The sequence below is a fragment of the Paracoccus xiamenensis genome (genome assembly GCF_011308835.1).
GTDB lineage: Bacteria > Pseudomonadota > Alphaproteobacteria > Rhodobacterales > Rhodobacteraceae > Paracoccus > Paracoccus xiamenensis.
Map to the genome: position 1 here is coordinate 1,153,858 of NZ_JAAOHY010000001.1, position 15,044 is coordinate 1,168,901.

At 64.7% G+C, this 15,044-nt stretch carries 20 protein-coding genes; 10 read left to right on the forward strand and 10 right to left on the reverse strand.

From position 1 onward, the window contains the following. Window positions 1-32: 32 nt before the first annotated feature. From G7044_RS05695 to rpmE, 8 genes are all read left to right on the forward strand, one after another. The gene (locus G7044_RS05695) at window positions 33-329 is read left to right on the forward strand and encodes a chorismate mutase (protein WP_166326825.1); all 297 of its coding nucleotides are present in this window, start codon (window positions 33-35) and stop codon (window positions 327-329) included. Window positions 330-377: 48 nt separating this feature from the next. After that, window positions 378-752, forward strand: coding sequence for a 30S ribosomal protein S16 (gene rpsP / locus G7044_RS05700; RefSeq protein WP_166326827.1), 375 nt, complete (start codon window positions 378-380; stop codon window positions 750-752). Window positions 753-802: 50 nt separating this feature from the next. Next, window positions 803-949, forward strand: coding sequence for a hypothetical protein (locus tag G7044_RS05705; RefSeq protein ID WP_166326829.1), 147 nt, complete (start codon window positions 803-805; stop codon window positions 947-949). 3 nt (window positions 950-952) lie between these two features. Continuing rightward, on the forward strand, window positions 953-1,447 hold the full coding sequence (gene rimM / locus G7044_RS05710; RefSeq protein ID WP_166326831.1) for a ribosome maturation factor RimM: 495 nt from the start codon (window positions 953-955) through the stop codon (window positions 1,445-1,447). Continuing rightward, window positions 1,444-2,280 carry a hypothetical protein gene (locus G7044_RS05715; protein ID WP_166326833.1) on the forward strand — a complete coding sequence of 279 codons (837 nt, stop codon included), beginning with the start codon at window positions 1,444-1,446 and terminating at the stop codon, window positions 2,278-2,280. The genes rimM and G7044_RS05715 overlap by 4 nt, the downstream gene beginning before the upstream one ends. 154 nt (window positions 2,281-2,434) lie before the next feature. Continuing rightward, on the forward strand, window positions 2,435-3,325 hold the full coding sequence (gene trmD / locus G7044_RS05720; RefSeq protein ID WP_166326835.1) for a tRNA (guanosine(37)-N1)-methyltransferase TrmD: 891 nt from the start codon (window positions 2,435-2,437) through the stop codon (window positions 3,323-3,325). Then, window positions 3,322-3,714, forward strand: coding sequence for a 50S ribosomal protein L19 (rplS, locus tag G7044_RS05725; protein ID WP_166326837.1), 393 nt, complete (start codon window positions 3,322-3,324; stop codon window positions 3,712-3,714). The genes trmD and rplS overlap by 4 nt, the downstream gene beginning before the upstream one ends. 11 nt (window positions 3,715-3,725) lie before the next feature. After that, window positions 3,726-3,947, forward strand: coding sequence for a 50S ribosomal protein L31 (rpmE, locus tag G7044_RS05730; protein ID WP_166326839.1), 222 nt, complete (start codon window positions 3,726-3,728; stop codon window positions 3,945-3,947). Between the two features lie 131 nt (window positions 3,948-4,078). Here rpmE and G7044_RS05735 read toward each other — a convergent pair whose 3' ends face one another. The 3 genes from G7044_RS05735 to G7044_RS05745 all read right to left on the reverse strand — a co-directional run bounded on the left by G7044_RS05735 (window position 4,079) and on the right by G7044_RS05745 (window position 5,155). Further along, window positions 4,079-4,336 (reverse strand): hypothetical protein, encoded by a 258-nt coding sequence (locus tag G7044_RS05735; RefSeq protein ID WP_166326841.1) that lies wholly within the window; start codon window positions 4,334-4,336, stop codon window positions 4,079-4,081. Between the two features lies 1 nt (window position 4,337). Then, complete coding sequence (locus G7044_RS05740; RefSeq protein WP_166326843.1) at window positions 4,338-4,580, reverse strand: hypothetical protein; 243 nt, start codon at window positions 4,578-4,580, stop codon at window positions 4,338-4,340. 107 nt (window positions 4,581-4,687) lie between these two features. Next, entirely contained in the window at window positions 4,688-5,155 is a 468-nt protein-coding gene (locus G7044_RS05745) for an RrF2 family transcriptional regulator (RefSeq protein WP_166326845.1), read from the reverse strand. A gap of 133 nt (window positions 5,156-5,288) precedes the next feature. Between G7044_RS05745 and G7044_RS05750 the strand changes: the two genes are divergently transcribed. Next, the gene (locus G7044_RS05750; protein ID WP_166326847.1) at window positions 5,289-6,071 is read left to right on the forward strand and encodes a division plane positioning ATPase MipZ; all 783 of its coding nucleotides are present in this window, start codon (window positions 5,289-5,291) and stop codon (window positions 6,069-6,071) included. Window positions 6,072-6,173: 102 nt separating this feature from the next. Here the strand turns inward: G7044_RS05750 and purD are convergent, their stop codons facing one another. Continuing rightward, window positions 6,174-7,436, reverse strand: coding sequence for a phosphoribosylamine--glycine ligase (purD, locus tag G7044_RS05755; RefSeq protein ID WP_166326849.1), 1,263 nt, complete (start codon window positions 7,434-7,436; stop codon window positions 6,174-6,176). A gap of 177 nt (window positions 7,437-7,613) precedes the next feature. On the opposite strand from purD, the gene xseA reads away from it, so the two are divergent. After that, the gene (xseA, locus tag G7044_RS05760; protein ID WP_166326850.1) at window positions 7,614-9,155 is read left to right on the forward strand and encodes an exodeoxyribonuclease VII large subunit; all 1,542 of its coding nucleotides are present in this window, start codon (window positions 7,614-7,616) and stop codon (window positions 9,153-9,155) included. On the opposite strand, the gene ccoS is transcribed toward xseA, so the two are convergent. The 6 genes from ccoS to G7044_RS05790 form a co-directional block, all read right to left on the reverse strand. Beyond that, a complete protein-coding gene (gene ccoS, locus G7044_RS05765; RefSeq protein WP_166326852.1) occupies window positions 9,137-9,316 on the reverse strand; it encodes a cbb3-type cytochrome oxidase assembly protein CcoS in 180 nt (59 codons plus the stop codon). The genes xseA and ccoS overlap by 19 nt on opposite strands. Then, a complete protein-coding gene (locus G7044_RS05770; RefSeq protein ID WP_166326854.1) occupies window positions 9,316-11,520 on the reverse strand; it encodes a heavy metal translocating P-type ATPase in 2,205 nt (734 codons plus the stop codon). The genes ccoS and G7044_RS05770 overlap by 1 nt, the downstream gene beginning before the upstream one ends. A gap of 1 nt (window position 11,521) precedes the next feature. Beyond that, entirely contained in the window at window positions 11,522-12,091 is a 570-nt protein-coding gene (locus tag G7044_RS05775) for a FixH family protein (RefSeq protein ID WP_235931142.1), read from the reverse strand. Window positions 12,092-12,093: 2 nt separating this feature from the next. Then, window positions 12,094-13,539 (reverse strand): cytochrome c oxidase accessory protein CcoG, encoded by a 1,446-nt coding sequence (gene ccoG, locus G7044_RS05780; protein WP_166326856.1) that lies wholly within the window; start codon window positions 13,537-13,539, stop codon window positions 12,094-12,096. A gap of 265 nt (window positions 13,540-13,804) precedes the next feature. After that, window positions 13,805-14,851, reverse strand: coding sequence for a cytochrome-c oxidase, cbb3-type subunit III (ccoP, locus tag G7044_RS05785; RefSeq protein ID WP_166326858.1), 1,047 nt, complete (start codon window positions 14,849-14,851; stop codon window positions 13,805-13,807). After that, complete coding sequence (locus G7044_RS05790) at window positions 14,851-15,042, reverse strand: CcoQ/FixQ family Cbb3-type cytochrome c oxidase assembly chaperone (protein ID WP_166326860.1); 192 nt, start codon at window positions 15,040-15,042, stop codon at window positions 14,851-14,853. Before G7044_RS05790 ends, ccoP begins: the two co-directional genes overlap by 1 nt. Window positions 15,043-15,044 lie beyond the last annotated feature (2 nt).

Genomic DNA, 15,044 nt, shown 5'->3' on the forward strand with positions numbered 1-15,044 from the left:
GTACGCATTGTGACGCGCAATCGGGGGCCGCAATGACCGATCCCGTCGCCCGCGCCGCCGCCCTGCTGAAGGAACACCGCGCCAGCATCGACCGGCTGGACGCGATCCTCGTCTATACGCTGGCCGAAAGGTTCAAGCACACCCAAAGCGTCGGCCGTCTCAAGGCCGAACACGACCTTCCGCCGTCCGATCCCGCGCGCGAAGCGCAACAGATCGAGCGGCTGGAACGCCTCGCGCGCGAGGCCGATCTCGACCCGGAATTCGCGCGCAAATTCCTGAATTTCGTGATCGCCGAAGTGATCCGGCACCACGAACAATATCAATCGTAGGGCGGAAGAAATTTCTGCCAACCTCGCCATTTCAAAGGAGAAAACGCAATGGCAATGAAGATCCGTCTGGCCCGTGGTGGTTCCAAGAAACGTCCGTTCTATGCGATCGTCGCATCCGATTCGCGCATGCCGCGCGACGGCCGTTTCATCGAGAAGCTGGGCACCTACAACCCGCTGCTGGCCAAAGACAGCGAGGACCGCATCCAGATGAACATGGAGCGCGTGCAGTACTGGCTGGGCCAGGGCGCCGAGCCGACCGACCGCGTCGCCCGCTTCTTGGAAGCCGCTGGCGTGAAGCCGAAAACCGAGCGCAAGAACATGAAAAAAGCCGAGCCGGGCAAGAAAGCCCAGGAACGCGCCAAGGAACGCGCTGACAAGGCCGCCGCCGCGGAAGCCCCGGCCGAAGAAGCCGCTTCGGAATAATCCTGATCCGGCCCGCCCTCGTGGCGGGCCGTTGACCTCTGGGGGGCAGGATGTTCATTTTCAGATTGTTCCGGCTGGCGATCCTGATGATGTTCGCCTTTGTTGCCGGGATTTTCGTTGAACGTGGCCACCAGATGAACCTGTGCGATAAATCGGGTGGCACCTGGCTGCGCGCCGGCATTTGCGGGGAAAAATAGCTCATGTCCGACAAGATCTGTGTAGGCGCGATTGCCGGCGCTTTCGGCGTTCAGGGCGAGGTCCGGCTGAAAAGTTTTACAGCCGAGTCCACCGACATCGCAAATTACGGGCCGCTTTTTACCGAGGATGGCAGCCGCAGCTTCTCGGTGACCCTGAACCGCCCGGTTGCGGGCGGTCTCAGCGCCAATCTTTCGGGCATCGCCACCCGCGAACAGGCCGAGGCCCTGCGCGGGCTGACGCTCTGGGCGCCGCGTTCGGCGCTGCCCTCGCTGCCCGATGACGAATTCTATCACGCCGACCTGATCGGGCTGGAGGTTGTCGATACCGGTGGCCGGGTGCTGGGTCGGGTCAAGGCAATCCATGACCATGGCGCCGGCGACATCCTTGAGATCACCGGCGCTCAGGCGCTGCTTTTGCCCTTCACCCGCGCGGTGGTGCCGACCGTCGATCTGGCGGCGGGCCGCATCGTCGCCGATCCGCCCGGCTCGGACGAATGACGCGGATTTTCGTCCATGCGGGCTTCCACAAGACCGGGACGAAGACGGTTCAGCAATTCCTGCAACAGAACGGCCCGATCCTGTGGCCGCGCACGGCGCTTGTGCTGCCGGCACGCCTGCGCGAGGTGACCACCCGGCTGGGCTTCTGGTATCAGGACCTGCCCGAGCCGGAGATGCTGGACCGCTGGCAGGCCGCGATGGAGACTTTTCTGCGCGGCCTCGACCTTGCGCCCGGCAAGGCTGGCAAGCCGGGGCGCGCGCTGATCATCAGCGCCGAGAACATGATCGGCCGGATGCCGGATGGCAGCGATCCCCAACCCTATCCGGTGGCCGTGGATCTGCTGCAACGGCTGCTTCGCGCCCTTCAAGTGCTGCCCCAGCCGGGCGAGGTCACGCTTTACCTGTCACTGCGCCCGCATCAGCAATGGCTGCGCAGTATTCACAGCCATAAGGCGCTGAAGGATCCCGGATTGCGGGACGATCTCGACCGGTTTTGTGAACGCTTCGGCGCGTCCTCCATCACCGAAGAAGCGCAGCGTATCGCCGCCGCGCTGCCCGAAACACAGGTCATCACCCGTGATATTCAGACGCTGGCCGGCGCGCCTTTCGGAATCGCCCAGCCTTTCGTCGATTTCCTCGACCTGCCGCCGGATGCGCTGGCGCAGCTGACGCCGCCGGGCCATGTCTACCGCTCGGCCGATCCGGCGCTTGTCGGGCAGCTGATCGCGCTGAACCGCAGCGGCTTGAACCGCGAAGCACTGGCCGCCGCCCGGCAGAGGCTGATCCACGGCAACGAACTGGCGGGCACCGATCTGTCGGGAAAGCCACGATGATCCGCCCCGGCCCCATGTATCACCGAACCGCTGCCGGGCTTCGGCGCGGCAAAGAAATGCTTGTGCTTCCGCCCGGCAATCCCGATGAAGGCGCCCAGCTTCAAATCAGGGCGCAGACCCACCGTCAGGACAAGCCCCGCAAGGAACCCCGCCCATGACCGAGAAATCCGGCGCGATGAAATCCCACGGTCGCATGTCCATTGCGGCCTCGGCCCAAGGGGCACCGCGCCCCCGCGACCTGATGGCAGAGCCGCAGCATGCCGGCGCATGGACCGCGAATATCATCACCCTCTTCCCCGAGGCATTCCCAGGCGTGCTGGGCCTGTCGCTGACCGGCCGCGCCCTGACCGAGGGCCTTTGGAACCTGCACACCATCCCCTTGCGCGATTTCGGCATCGGCAAGCATCGCAATGTCGATGACACGCCGGCGGGCGGCGGCGCCGGCATGGTGATCCGCGCAGATGTGATGGACGCGGCCATTCGCGCGGCGGGTACGGGGCTGCCGATCATCTACCTGTCGCCACGTGGCAAACCGCTGACTCAGGCGCGCGCCCGCGCGCTGGCGGAAGGCCCCGGCGTGACGCTGATCTGCGGGCGTTTCGAGGGGGTCGATCAGCGCGTGCTGGACGCCCATGGGATCGAAGAAATCAGCCTTGGGGATTATGTTTTGACCGGCGGCGAACTTGCCGCTCAGGTCTTGATTGATGCGACGGTTCGGCTTATACCGCGCGTCGTCGGGAATCAGGCGTCCCTGGCCGAAGAGTCCTTCTCGGATGGCCTGCTTGAGCACCCGCAATATACTCGCCCCGCCGAGTGGGAAGGCCGCAAGATACCTGACACGGTAATGTCGGGCAATCATGCGGCCATTGCTGCTTGGCGACGGGAAGAAGCCGAAAGGCTGACTAAGGAACGCCGCCCCGACCTGTGGCGGGCATATCTGGACCGCAAGGACCAGCATATGGACCCGGCAAAGGACCGACAGCTCTCGGGCGCATCACACCAAGCGGGGGCCTACCCTGCGCAAGACAAGGATGAACAGCGATGAACCTGATCGCACAGCTCGAAGCCGAGCAGATTGCCGAACTCGGCAAGAATATCCCGGATTTCAAGGCCGGCGACACCGTTCGCGTCGGCTACAAAGTGACCGAAGGTACGCGTACCCGCGTGCAGAACTATGAAGGCGTCTGCATCAGCCGCAAGGGCGGCAACGGCATCGGCGCAAGCTTCACCGTTCGCAAGATCTCCTTCGGTGAAGGCGTGGAACGTGTGTTCCCGCTGTACTCGACCAACATCGATTCGATCGAAGTCGTCCGCCGCGGCCGCGTCCGTCGCGCCAAGCTGTACTACCTGCGCGACCGTCGCGGTAAGTCGGCCCGTATCGCCGAATTCACCAACTACAAGCCGAAGGCCGACAAGGCCGACGCCAAAGCCTGAGGATCGCCGTCATGAAAAAAGACATCCATCCCGATTACCACATGATCGAGGTCAAGATGACCGACGGCACCACCTATCAGGTGCGTTCGACTTGGGGCAAGGAAGGCGACACCATGTCGCTGGATATCGACCCGACCTCGCACCCGGCATGGACCGGCGGCAACGCCAAGCTCATGGACACCGGCGGGCGCGTGTCGAAGTTCAAGAACAAATACGCCGGCCTGGGCTTCTGATCCCATCGCCGCACGGCACAAGCGAACGCCGCCCTTCGGGGCGGCGTTTTGCATTTCCGAACTTGGAAACGCCGCCCCGGCGCGGGGGCGGCGTTCCTTCCCTTGACGTGGCAACATCGCAGGAATGGGAACTAGTTCAGCAATCCCGACCACCAGCCTTTGGGAGCTGTGCCCCCGACCGGCAGACCTGTGACCTGGCGGCCAGCGGCGTCGACCGTTACCCGTCCGTCGCGATAGCGCCGCAGCACCGGTCCTTGCGCGGTACCATTGGCCCCCATACGGACCGATGCCCAACCCAAATTGCGGGTTTCAGACGCCGGTTCAGGCAAGGCAAACCCTTCGGGGATCGGTGCATAATGGCCAAAGATTGGGAAAAACAGCGCGCTCATGTCAGATCTCCTTGGGGATACGTCGTTCAACCAGGATGTCCCACTTCATCGGGTCGCGGTTGCGCATCAGTTCAGTGCCGACCTCTGCAGGGTCACAGGTGAATACCGTCAGGGGAATACCCGCCACGCAATGCGGGCGCCCCGTTTCGCGTTCGACCAGATGCACTGCGTAGCGAAGCGGTTGCCGCGCCACGGCGCGCTCCGTCGCATCTGCAAAGCTGGCCAGCCGGTTCAGCATGGTCATTGCATCACTCCTCATCGAGCCTGTCAGTCTACCTGACCCCTTTATCTCGACCGAGTTTATCGTGTTTTTCAACAAAAAATTTCAACGACTTCGAAAATCGTTTTCTTTCAGCCGTCTGAAGCCTGTTCCGACAGCATGGAACGCATCGGCGCACCCGCAGAACCAACCAGATCGGCCAGGGTCAGCGATTCGAGAAGCAGCAGGTAGGACCAGAAAATCTCGGCGAAGACACGGCGCAGGCGGCACTCTGCCTCATTGGTGCAGTCATCGCATTTCTGATAGGCCGTCCGCGACAGGCAGGGCAGCGGGGCCAGCGGTCCATCGATACGCCGCAGCAGCGATTCGAGCCCCACGGTCGAAGGATCGCGGGTCATCCGATAACCGCCCGCGCGCCCCCGGACAGAACCCAGAACGCCTTCCTTGCGCAGATCCAGCAGGATATGTTCCAAAAAGCGCTTCGGCGCGCCAGAGCGCTTGGCGATCTCCTCGATCTGCAAGGGCTTTGCCTGCTCGCCATATTCTTCGGCAAGCACAATCAGCGCCTTGAGGGCGTATTTCATTTTCTGGGTGATCATTCTTCACAGATAGGGCCGTTATCCCGCGAAAATCAACCGAATCCCCACCGGAATGCGCAAGATTGAACGGCTTTCCAAGCCCGCGTTCTGCGCATATTGTCCCGCGACCACAGAACAAGCGCAGAAGTATTTCATGGCCCATATTATCGTCGTCGGGAACGAAAAAGGCGGGTCGGGCAAATCGACCACCTCGATGCACGTGGCCACGGCGTTGGCGCGCATGGGCCATCGCGTCGCCGCGCTGGATCTGGACATCCGCCAACGCAGCTTTGGCCGATATCTGGAAAACCGCGCCCATTATGTCGGCAGGGAGGGGCTGGATCTGCCCAGCCCGACCTTGGGCGAGATTGCGGCGAAGTCTCCCAGTGATACCGACCCGCTGTCAGATGCGATGACCGTGCTCGAGGCCGATCACGACTTTATCCTGATCGACTGCCCCGGCTCGCATACCCGGCTGGCCCAGATGGCGCATATGATGGCCGACACGCTGATCACGCCGCTGAATGACAGCTTTATCGACTTTGACCTGCTGGCGCGGATGTCGCCGGACGGCAAGGTGCTGGGGCCATCGATCTATGCGGAAATGGTCTGGGGCGCGCGGCAGGGCCGGCAGGCGGCGGGCGCGGGGCCGATCGATTGGATCGTGCTGCGCAACCGGCTTGGCACGCAGGCCATGCACAACAAGCGCAGGGTCGGCACGGCACTCGGGCAGTTGTCCAAGCGCATCGGCTTTCGCGTCGCGCCCGGCTTTGCCGAGCGGGTGATCTTTCGCGAGCTGTTTCCCCGCGGCCTGACCCTGCTGGACCTGAAGGACGTCGGGACCGAGCAGTTGAGCATGTCCAATATCGCCGCCCGGCAAGAGCTGCGCGAGCTGGTCACGACCCTCAACCTTCCCGGTGTGAAGGTCGATTTCTAGGCGGTGATGTTGAAAAGGTGCGTGCAAGCACGCACCCTACGGTCAGCGTCGCCCATCGGTTCCTGTAGGGTGCGTGGTCGCACGCACCGCCTCCCACAAATCCTAAAGCGCCCGCCAGCCGATATCGCGCCGACAAAATCCTTCCGGCCAATCAATGGCGTCGACAAGCGCATAGGCCCGTGCATGAGCGAGTTGCAGCGTCTCGCCCCGTCCCGTCGCGGCCAGCACACGGCCACCGGTTGCGACGATTACGCCGTCCTTTTCAGCCGTCCCCGCATGGAAGACCATCTGAAAGCTATCCTCTGGAAGGTCAGCCAACCCCTTGATGACGCTTCCTTTCTGATAGTCACCGGGATAACCTTGGGTCGCCAGAACCACGGTCAGGGCGTGGTCATCGGCCCAGTTTGCCGAAACCTGGTCCAGCCGCCCCTCGGCACAGGCATGGATCAGATCCAGCGCCTGCGCACCCAGCCGGATCATCAGCACCTGACATTCCGGATCGCCGAAGCGGACATTGTATTCGACCAGCCGAGCGCGGCCGTCCTTGATCATCAGCCCGGCGAACAGCACCCCTTGGAACGGCGTGCCGCGGCGGGCCATCTCGGCCACGGTGGGGCGGATCATCTGGTCCATTACCTGGTCCTGAATCTCCTGGCTCAGCACCGGAGCCGGGGAATAGGCGCCCATGCCGCCGGTATTCGGGCCAGTATCGCCCTCGCCCACGCGCTTGTGGTCCTGCGCGGTGCCGATGGGCAGGCAGTTCACCCCGTCCGACAGGATGAAGAAGCTGGCCTCCTCGCCTTCCATGAATTCTTCGATCACGACCTCGGCGCCCGAATCCCCGAAAGCGCCGCCGAAGATCATGTCGATCGCCTCATGCGCCTGATCCAGTGTCTCGGCCACGACGACGCCCTTGCCCGCCGCCAGCCCATCGGCCTTGACGACGATGGGCGCGCCCTTTTCGGCGACATAGTCATGTGCCGCCTGCGCATCGGCAAAACGCGCCCAGGCCGCCGTCGGCGCCCCGCAGGCATCGCAGACCTCCTTGGTGAACGACTTCGAGGCTTCCAACTGCGCTGCCGCTTGCGACGGACCGAAGACCAAAAGCCCTGCCCCGCGCAACGCGTCGGCCACGCCAGCGGCAAGCGGCGCCTCGGGGCCGACGACCACCAGGTCGATGGCGTTTTCCTGTGCGAATTCGCAAACCGCGGCGCGTGACAGGATGTCCAGATCCGCACATTCGGCGACCGCCGCGATGCCCGGATTACCGGGTGCAACGATCAGCCTGTCACATTTCGGATTCTGCCGGATCGCCCATGCCAGCGCATGTTCGCGCCCGCCACTGCCGAGGATGAGGATATTCATGCGCTGCCTTTCCCTTGCCCGCCGATCCGGTCAAACATCTTGCGCAAGGACGTAGCGGGGGGGGGCCGGATGCGCAATCCTGAACTCTTGCAAAGCCTGCGATCCGGGCCGATTGGATATCGACGTCCCACCCATTTGCTGGTGGCAGCAGGCGGCCGCCTGATCTAGAAACCGGTCATGGACATGTTCGAAGACGACATCCCCGACACCCCCGGCGGCGGCAATGCCCCTGCCCTGACGGTGTCCGAAATCTCTGGCGCGGTGAAGCGTGTGATCGAGGGCGAATTCGGTCGCGTTCGTGTGCGGGGTGAGATCGGGCGCGTCTCGCGCCCTGCATCGGGGCATCTGTATTTCGACCTAAAGGACGACCGCGCGGTGATCGCGGCGATCAGCTGGAAGGGCCAGGCCGCGCGCCTGACCCAAAAGCCCGAGGAAGGGATGGAGGTCATCGCCACCGGCAAGCTGACCACCTTTCCCGGCCAGTCGAAATACCAGCTGATCGTCGAGGAGCTTGAGCCCGCCGGCATGGGCGCGCTAATGGCGATGCTGGAGAAACGGCGCAAAGCGTTGGCAGCCGAAGGACTGTTCGATGCCGACCGCAAGCGGCCCCTGCCCTTCCTGCCGCGCATCATCGGCGTCGTCACCTCGCCCTCGGGTGCGGTCATCCGCGACATCCTGCACCGGCTGCGCGACCGCTTTCCAACCCATGTACTGATCTGGCCGGTGGCGGTTCAGGGCGCGGCCTCCGCCGCCGAGGTCGCCGCCGCCATTCGCGGCTTCAACGCCCTGCCCGCAGACGGGCCGATCCCGCGCCCAGACCTGTTGATCGTCGCGCGCGGCGGAGGCAGTCTGGAAGACCTGTGGGGCTTCAACGAGGAAGTCGTCGTCCGCGCCGCCGCTGACAGCGCCATCCCGCTGATCTCGGCGGTTGGCCATGAAACCGACACCACATTGATCGACTTTGCCGCCGACCGGCGCGCGCCCACGCCCACGGCAGCAGCCGAGATTGCAGTGCCGGTGAGGCGCGAACTGGGCCTGCAATTGCAACAGGCGCGGCTGCGGATGACCCAAGCCATGGGCCAGCGGCATGACCGGCTGGCGCAGCGGCTGGTCGATCTGGGCCGCGCACTTGGACGTCCGCAGGCGCTGACGGAAGGCGCTCGGCAGCGGCTGGATTTCCGCGCCGCCGCGCTGGAACCGGCCCTGAAAAACAGCGTCCATCGCCGCCGCGACCGGCTGGAGGGGTTGCGCCTGACGCCCGCGATGCTGATGCGCCTGACGGATCGGGCAAAGACCAGCCTCGGCAACCTGACCCGCCATCTGACCATGACAGCCACCGCCCCAAATGCGCGCCGCCGCGACCGGCTGACCACGCTGTCGGATCGATTGGACAATGGCCGCGCCCGCGTGCTTGCCGATACCCGCCGCAAGGCCGCCGAAGGCCGCGACCGGCTGGCCCCGCTGGCGAGCCGTCTGGACACCGCCTTTACCCGCGACATCGCGCGCCGCGAGGAAGCGGTGCAGCGTCTGGACCGGATGCGGCTCTCGCTTGGCTACACGCAGACGCTGGCGCGCGGTTTTGCCGTCGTGCGCGATGATGCGGGCCGTGTGCTGACCTCGGCAGAAACGACTGCCAAGGCACGGAAACTGATGATCGAATTCGCCGATGGTACAGTGCCCGCACGGCCAGAAACCGACCCTCAGGGTTCACTTTTCTGAGGCGGCGGCCGGGGGTGATCGTCCCATTCGGATGACAGGATCCGTTCGGCATCGCCCTTCGGATCGTCATATTGCCGCGTTTTCAGCGACCACAGGAAGGCCGCCAGCCCGCCCGCGCCCAGCAGGATGGAAACCGGGATCAGGATGAAAAGGATCTCCATCAGCGCAGCCTCAGCGCATTCAGCGTGACCGAGACCGAGCTGACCGACATTGCCAGCGCCGCCATCAGTGGCGTGGCAAGACCCATGATCGCAAAGGGCACCGCAACGATATTGTAAGCGATGGAGATGGCGAAGTTTTCCTTGATGCGCCGCCGCGCCTGCCGGGCCATTTCAATGGCTCCCGCGACCGGCGCAAGATCCTGCCCCATCAGCACCATGTCCGAGGCCACCCGCGCCGCATCCAGCGCCGTCGCCGGCGAGATCGAGACATGCGCCCGCGCCAGTGCTGCGGTGTCGTTCAGCCCATCGCCCACCATCAGCACCTTTGCCCCCGCCTCCGACAACGCGGCAACCGCGGCCTCCTTGTCCTGCGGGGTGACGCTGGCGCGGAACTCGGTCATCCCCAGATCGGCGGCGGCACGGGCCACGGCGGCAGGCGTATCGCCCGACAACATGATGACCCGCCGGCCACCGGCACGCAGCGCCGCGACACAATCGGCGGCACCCGGCCGTAACGCGTCGGTAAAGCGCAGCGTGACCGGGGCGTGACCGTCAACCGCCAGCACGCTGACCGGACCGTCCTCGGCCTCGGGCGTTTCTTTGCCCACCCAGTCGGCACGACCAAGACGGATGCGGAGGCCCCGCCACGCGCCCTCGATCCCAAAGCCCGGCACCTCGGCCACGCTGTCCAGAACCGCCGGGGCAACGCCCTCGGCCGCCAGCGCGGCGGCAAGCGCCCGCGACAGCGGATGGCTGGACGCCCCCGCGATTGCCAGCGCCACCGGGCGCAGATCGTCGGGCAGCGGGTCGAGGCTGACCAGTTCCGGCCGGCCCATCGTCAGGGTGCCGGTCTTGTCGAAGACGACGGTATCGACTTCGGCCAGACGTTCCAGCGCGGTGCCGTCCTTGATCAGCAGCCCACGTTTGAACAGTTTTCCCGATGCCGCCGTCACCACCGCCGGCACCGCCAGCCCAAGCGCACAGGGGCAGGTGATGATCAGCACCGCCGCCGCAACATTCAGCGCCACCCGCCAGTCGCCGGTCCAGTACATCCACAGGCCATAGCTGAACAGCGCCAACAGGTGCACCACCGGCGAATAAAGCCGCGAGGCCCGTTCCGCCAGCGAGGCATAGCGCCCGCGCGTTGCCTCGGCCATGGCGACCAGATGCGCGAGCCGGGTCAGCGAACTGTCACGTCCCGCCGCACTGACGCGCAGGTCCAGTGGGCCGGTCAGGTTCACCTCGCCCGCCGCCAGCACAGCGCCGGGACCGGCCTGCACAGGCAGGCTTTCGCCCGTCAGCAGCGAGCGGTCGATTTCCGACATGCCGGCGATCACCTCGCCATCCGCCGCGACGCGGGCGCCGGGGCGGATGCGGATCACGTCGCCGGGCCGCAGATCGGCCACGCCCACGACCTGCTCGGCACCATCCTTCAGCAGGACGGCGCGCGGCACCTCCAGCGCGGTCAGTTCTTCGGCGGCGGACCGGGCCACGGCACGGGTGCGGAAATCCAGATAGCGCCCAACCAGCAGGAAAAAGCACAGCATCACGGCGGCGTCGAAATAGGCGTGATGGCCGGAATTGATCGTCTCGAACAGCGAGATGCCCGAGGCGAGGATCAGCGCCAGTGAGATCGGAACATCCATCCCCAGCCGCCCGGCCTTGAGGCTGTTCCAGGCGCTGACAAAGAAGGGTTTGCCGGCAAAGATCACAGTCGGCAGCGCGATCACCGCCGAGATCCAGTGGAACATGTCGCGCGTCGCGCCTGTCGCACCGGACCAGACCGCGACCGACAGGATCATGATGTTCATCATCGCGAAGCCAGCAACGCCGATGCGCATCAGGATGTCGCGGCCCTGCCTTTCTGCCGCAGTTGAGCTGAGGACCGAGGCGTCCAGCTCATGCGCCTCGTAGCCGATCCGTTCGAGGACCGGAATCAGGTCTTCGGCGCTGAGGCTGGGTGCGTCGATCATCACCCGACGCAGCGTCAGGTTGACGCGCGCGACCCGCACGCCGGGCTGAGCCAGCAGCGCACGTTCGACATCGCTGATGCAGGTGGCGCAATGCGCGGTCGGAAGTGACAGGACCAGATCGCCCCGCTGCGCCGCTGCACCGGCGACGCGTTCGGCCAGCGGGGCCGCGTCGCAAGCCGGACAGGCGCTCAGCCGCGCCGCATATTCCCGATCTGCACTGAGTTCGGCCATCTCAGTTCCTCACGATGCTGCCCGGATAATGGGCCAGCCGCTGCCGGAAGGCAGTGCCGTCTGGCGCCTCGGCCTCCAGATGGACGACCCAGGCACCGGGCGCCAGCGGCACATCCGCCATCCACAGACCACCGGAATAGCGCATTTCCGGCGTCACGTCGTCGCGTTTCTGCGTCGGGCGGCTGACCGTGACCCGCAGCGCCTGAACCGGCGCTGGCAGGCCCTGCCCGTCCGAGATCTTCAGCGTCAGCAGCCCATTGTCATAGCGCGGCTCGACCAGCCAACCCAGGGCCTGCTGGGCTGAGCGCGCATCGTCGAACTGTTGCGAGGCAACGTAGGAATTGGCGACCTCCAGCCCCGGAAAGCTGCGGACCGCCTGCACGGCCATGACCAGATTGGCGCCAATGATGACCGCGAACAGGCCGACGAAAATCACCAGAAACCTGCGCCCGTTCAGCGGCTTGCGTCCCAGAAACAGCAGGAACGGGGCCAGCAGGACCAGCCCCACCAGCGAGACCAGCATCAGACTGATCCCCCCCGGGCCGAGCGATTGGTAAAGTTGATCCCACATGGTCAGTTCTTTCCGTGAAAAACGGTGTCGATGGTGGACGAGATCCCGGCCTCGTCGCTGACCACCAGTTCGATATTGCTGGTTTCGATCTGCGTCATCGCCGAGCCGGGCGCGGCGGTCAGATAGACGCGCAGCGTGGCGGTGCTGTCGGCGGGAACTGTGGTGCGGTTGGCGTCCTCGCCCTCGATCCGCAGCACCAGATCGGTCGGGGTATCCTCGACTGACAGGATAAAGGGCATCGCCTCGTGCTGCTTGTTGCGCAGGCGCAGTTCATAGGTGTTGCGGATCGCGCCGTCGGACAGTGTCACGAACAGCGGATTGCGCACCGGCGTGACGTTCAGGTCAAAGGGCGAACGCATGAACAGCGCAACCACCAGTCCCACGCCGATCAGCGACCACATGCCGAAATACAAAAGCGTGCGCGGCCGCAACACATGCTTGAGCAACGACTGCCCCTCATTGCCGACGCGTTCGGCGGTTTCGTCCTTCAGCGCCATATAGTCGATCAGCCCGCGCGGCTTGCCGATGCGGTCCATGATCTCGTCACAGGCGTCAATACACAGCGCGCAGGTGATGCATTCCAGCTGCTGGCCGTTGCGGATGTCGATGCCCATGGGGCAGACATTCACGCAGGCGAAGCAGTCGATGCAGTCGCCCTTGTCCCCCGGTGGGGTGTCGGATTTGGTGGCCTCGCCCTTCAGGATCTTGCCGCGCGGCTCGCCCCGCCACTCGCGATAGGCGACGGTCAGGGTGTCTTCGTCCATCATCGCGCCCTGAATGCGCGGCCAGGGGCAGGCATAGATACAGATCTGTTCGCGCGCGAAGCCGCCGAAGACAAAGGTCGTGGCCGTCATCACCGCGATCGTCATATAGGCGACGGGATGTGCCTGCCCGGCCAGCAGGTTCCGCGCAAGCGTCGGCGCATCGGTGAAATAGAACACCCAGGCCCCGCCCGTCGTCAGCGCGATCAACAGCCAGATCGCCCATTTTGTCAGGCGCAGCCTCGTCTTGCGGCCATCCCATTTCGACCGCCACAGCCGGATCTGGGCGTTGCGGTCGCCCTCAATCCAGCGTTCTACGTGAACATATAGATCGGTCCAGACCGTCTGCGGACAGGTATAGCCGCACCAGACCCGCCCCAAGGCCGACGTGAACAGGAACAGCCCCAGCCCCGCCATCACCAGCAGGCCGGCGACAAAATAGAATTCATGCGGCCAGATCTCGATCCAGAAGAAGAAGAAGCGCCGGTTTGCCAGATCGACCAGCACCGCCTGATCGGGCATGCCGGGGCCCCGGTCCCAGCGGATCCAGGGGGTGATGTAATAGATCGCAAGCGTCAGCCCCATGATGATCCATTTCAGCCGCCGGAACGGGCCGCTAACCGCCTTGGGGAAGATCGGCTCGCGCGCGGAATAAAGGCTGGGCGGATCGACATCCGGGCTGGACATGAACTGGCTCCTGTTTGCTCGTTCAGGCAGGTTAGATGCCGTTTGCACCGATCAGGCCTTGACCTGCATCAACCAACGCAGAAATTATATATCTGCCATTCCGGTATCGGCGAAGGGGCGCGATCGTCGCAGCCCGCATGGCCCCGGTTGCAATGGGGCGGGCATAGCCCGCCCCTGATACTGGAAGCCGGCCCCTCTGGAAACGCGCGAACAGGACGAGGGGCCGGCGCCATCCCGGCGACCGAGGCCGCCGGAATTCGCATGTTCATTCACCACCGCCGAGGCTGTGGACATAGTAGGACACCGCGCGGATATCGTCCTCCGACAGGCGCGGGGACCAGTTGGGCATGACCCCAAAACGGGCATCATGTACCGATTGCCGGATCGACGCCGCGTCCCCACCATACAGCCAGACCGCGTCCGTCAGGTTCGGCGCGCCCTGAGACCGGTCGCCGGTGCCGTCCTCCATATGGCAGGCGACGCAGTTGTCGGCGTAGACGGTGGCACCTTCTGCCGCCAGGGTCGCATCATGGTCCTGCCCGGAAATCGCAAGAACATGCTGGGTGACCTGGTCGATCTGCTCGGCCTCCAACATTTCGTCGATGCCAAAACGCGGCATTTCGGAATAGCGCGCATCGGCGTCGTCGACATTGCGGATGCCGTGGGTGACGGTGGTGTGGATCTCATCCAGCGTACCACCCCAAAGCCAGTCATTGTCCAGCAGGTTGGGGTAGCCCCTGGCCCCGCCCGCGCCCGATCCGTGGCACTGCGCGCACCAGGTCGCGAAGACCGCGCGGCCGGCATTCATCGCATAGTTCGACAGCTCGGCATCATCGGCAATGGCGTTCAGATCGGCGGCAACCAGCTTTTGCTGGATCGGGGCGTTCGCCTCGTCATAGCGCTGCATCTCTGCCGCGAGTTCCTTGCGGTAGTTGGTATCCAGCAGCCCCTGGGTGGCGCCGTTGACCAGCGGCCAGGCAGGATAGAAGATCGTATAGATCACCCCCCAGATGATGGTCGCATAGAAGGTCAGCAGCCACCAGCGCGGCATCGGGTTGTCATATTCGGTGATCCCGTCCCAGCTGTGCCCGGTCGAGGCGACCTCTTTGACCATGCCGCCTGCACGGGTCTTGCCGGTGCGCGGACCGGCACGCTGCCCGACGCGCTTGGGCGCATGGGCGGCCTTTCCCTCGGTCTCGCCGGGGGGGTTGGCCAGAATGTCGGCCTTGTGGGCATCATCCGCAGCAATGCGTTCCAGCGAAATCTTGTTGTCGGGATTCTGCGGGCTGTCGTGATCGTCTTTGTCGGCCATCACAGCGTTTCCTTCTCGGGCTGGGGCGGCGCCGGGCGCCGATCGTGGCGGAAGATGCTTGCGGCGGCGTCCTCGTGCAGCTTTGCCGAACCCGGCCGGAACACCCACAGGAGCACGCCCAGAAACACCAGCACCAGGGCCAGCAATGCCCAGCTGTCGGCGAATTGGCGCATCAGGCTGTACAGATCCATGA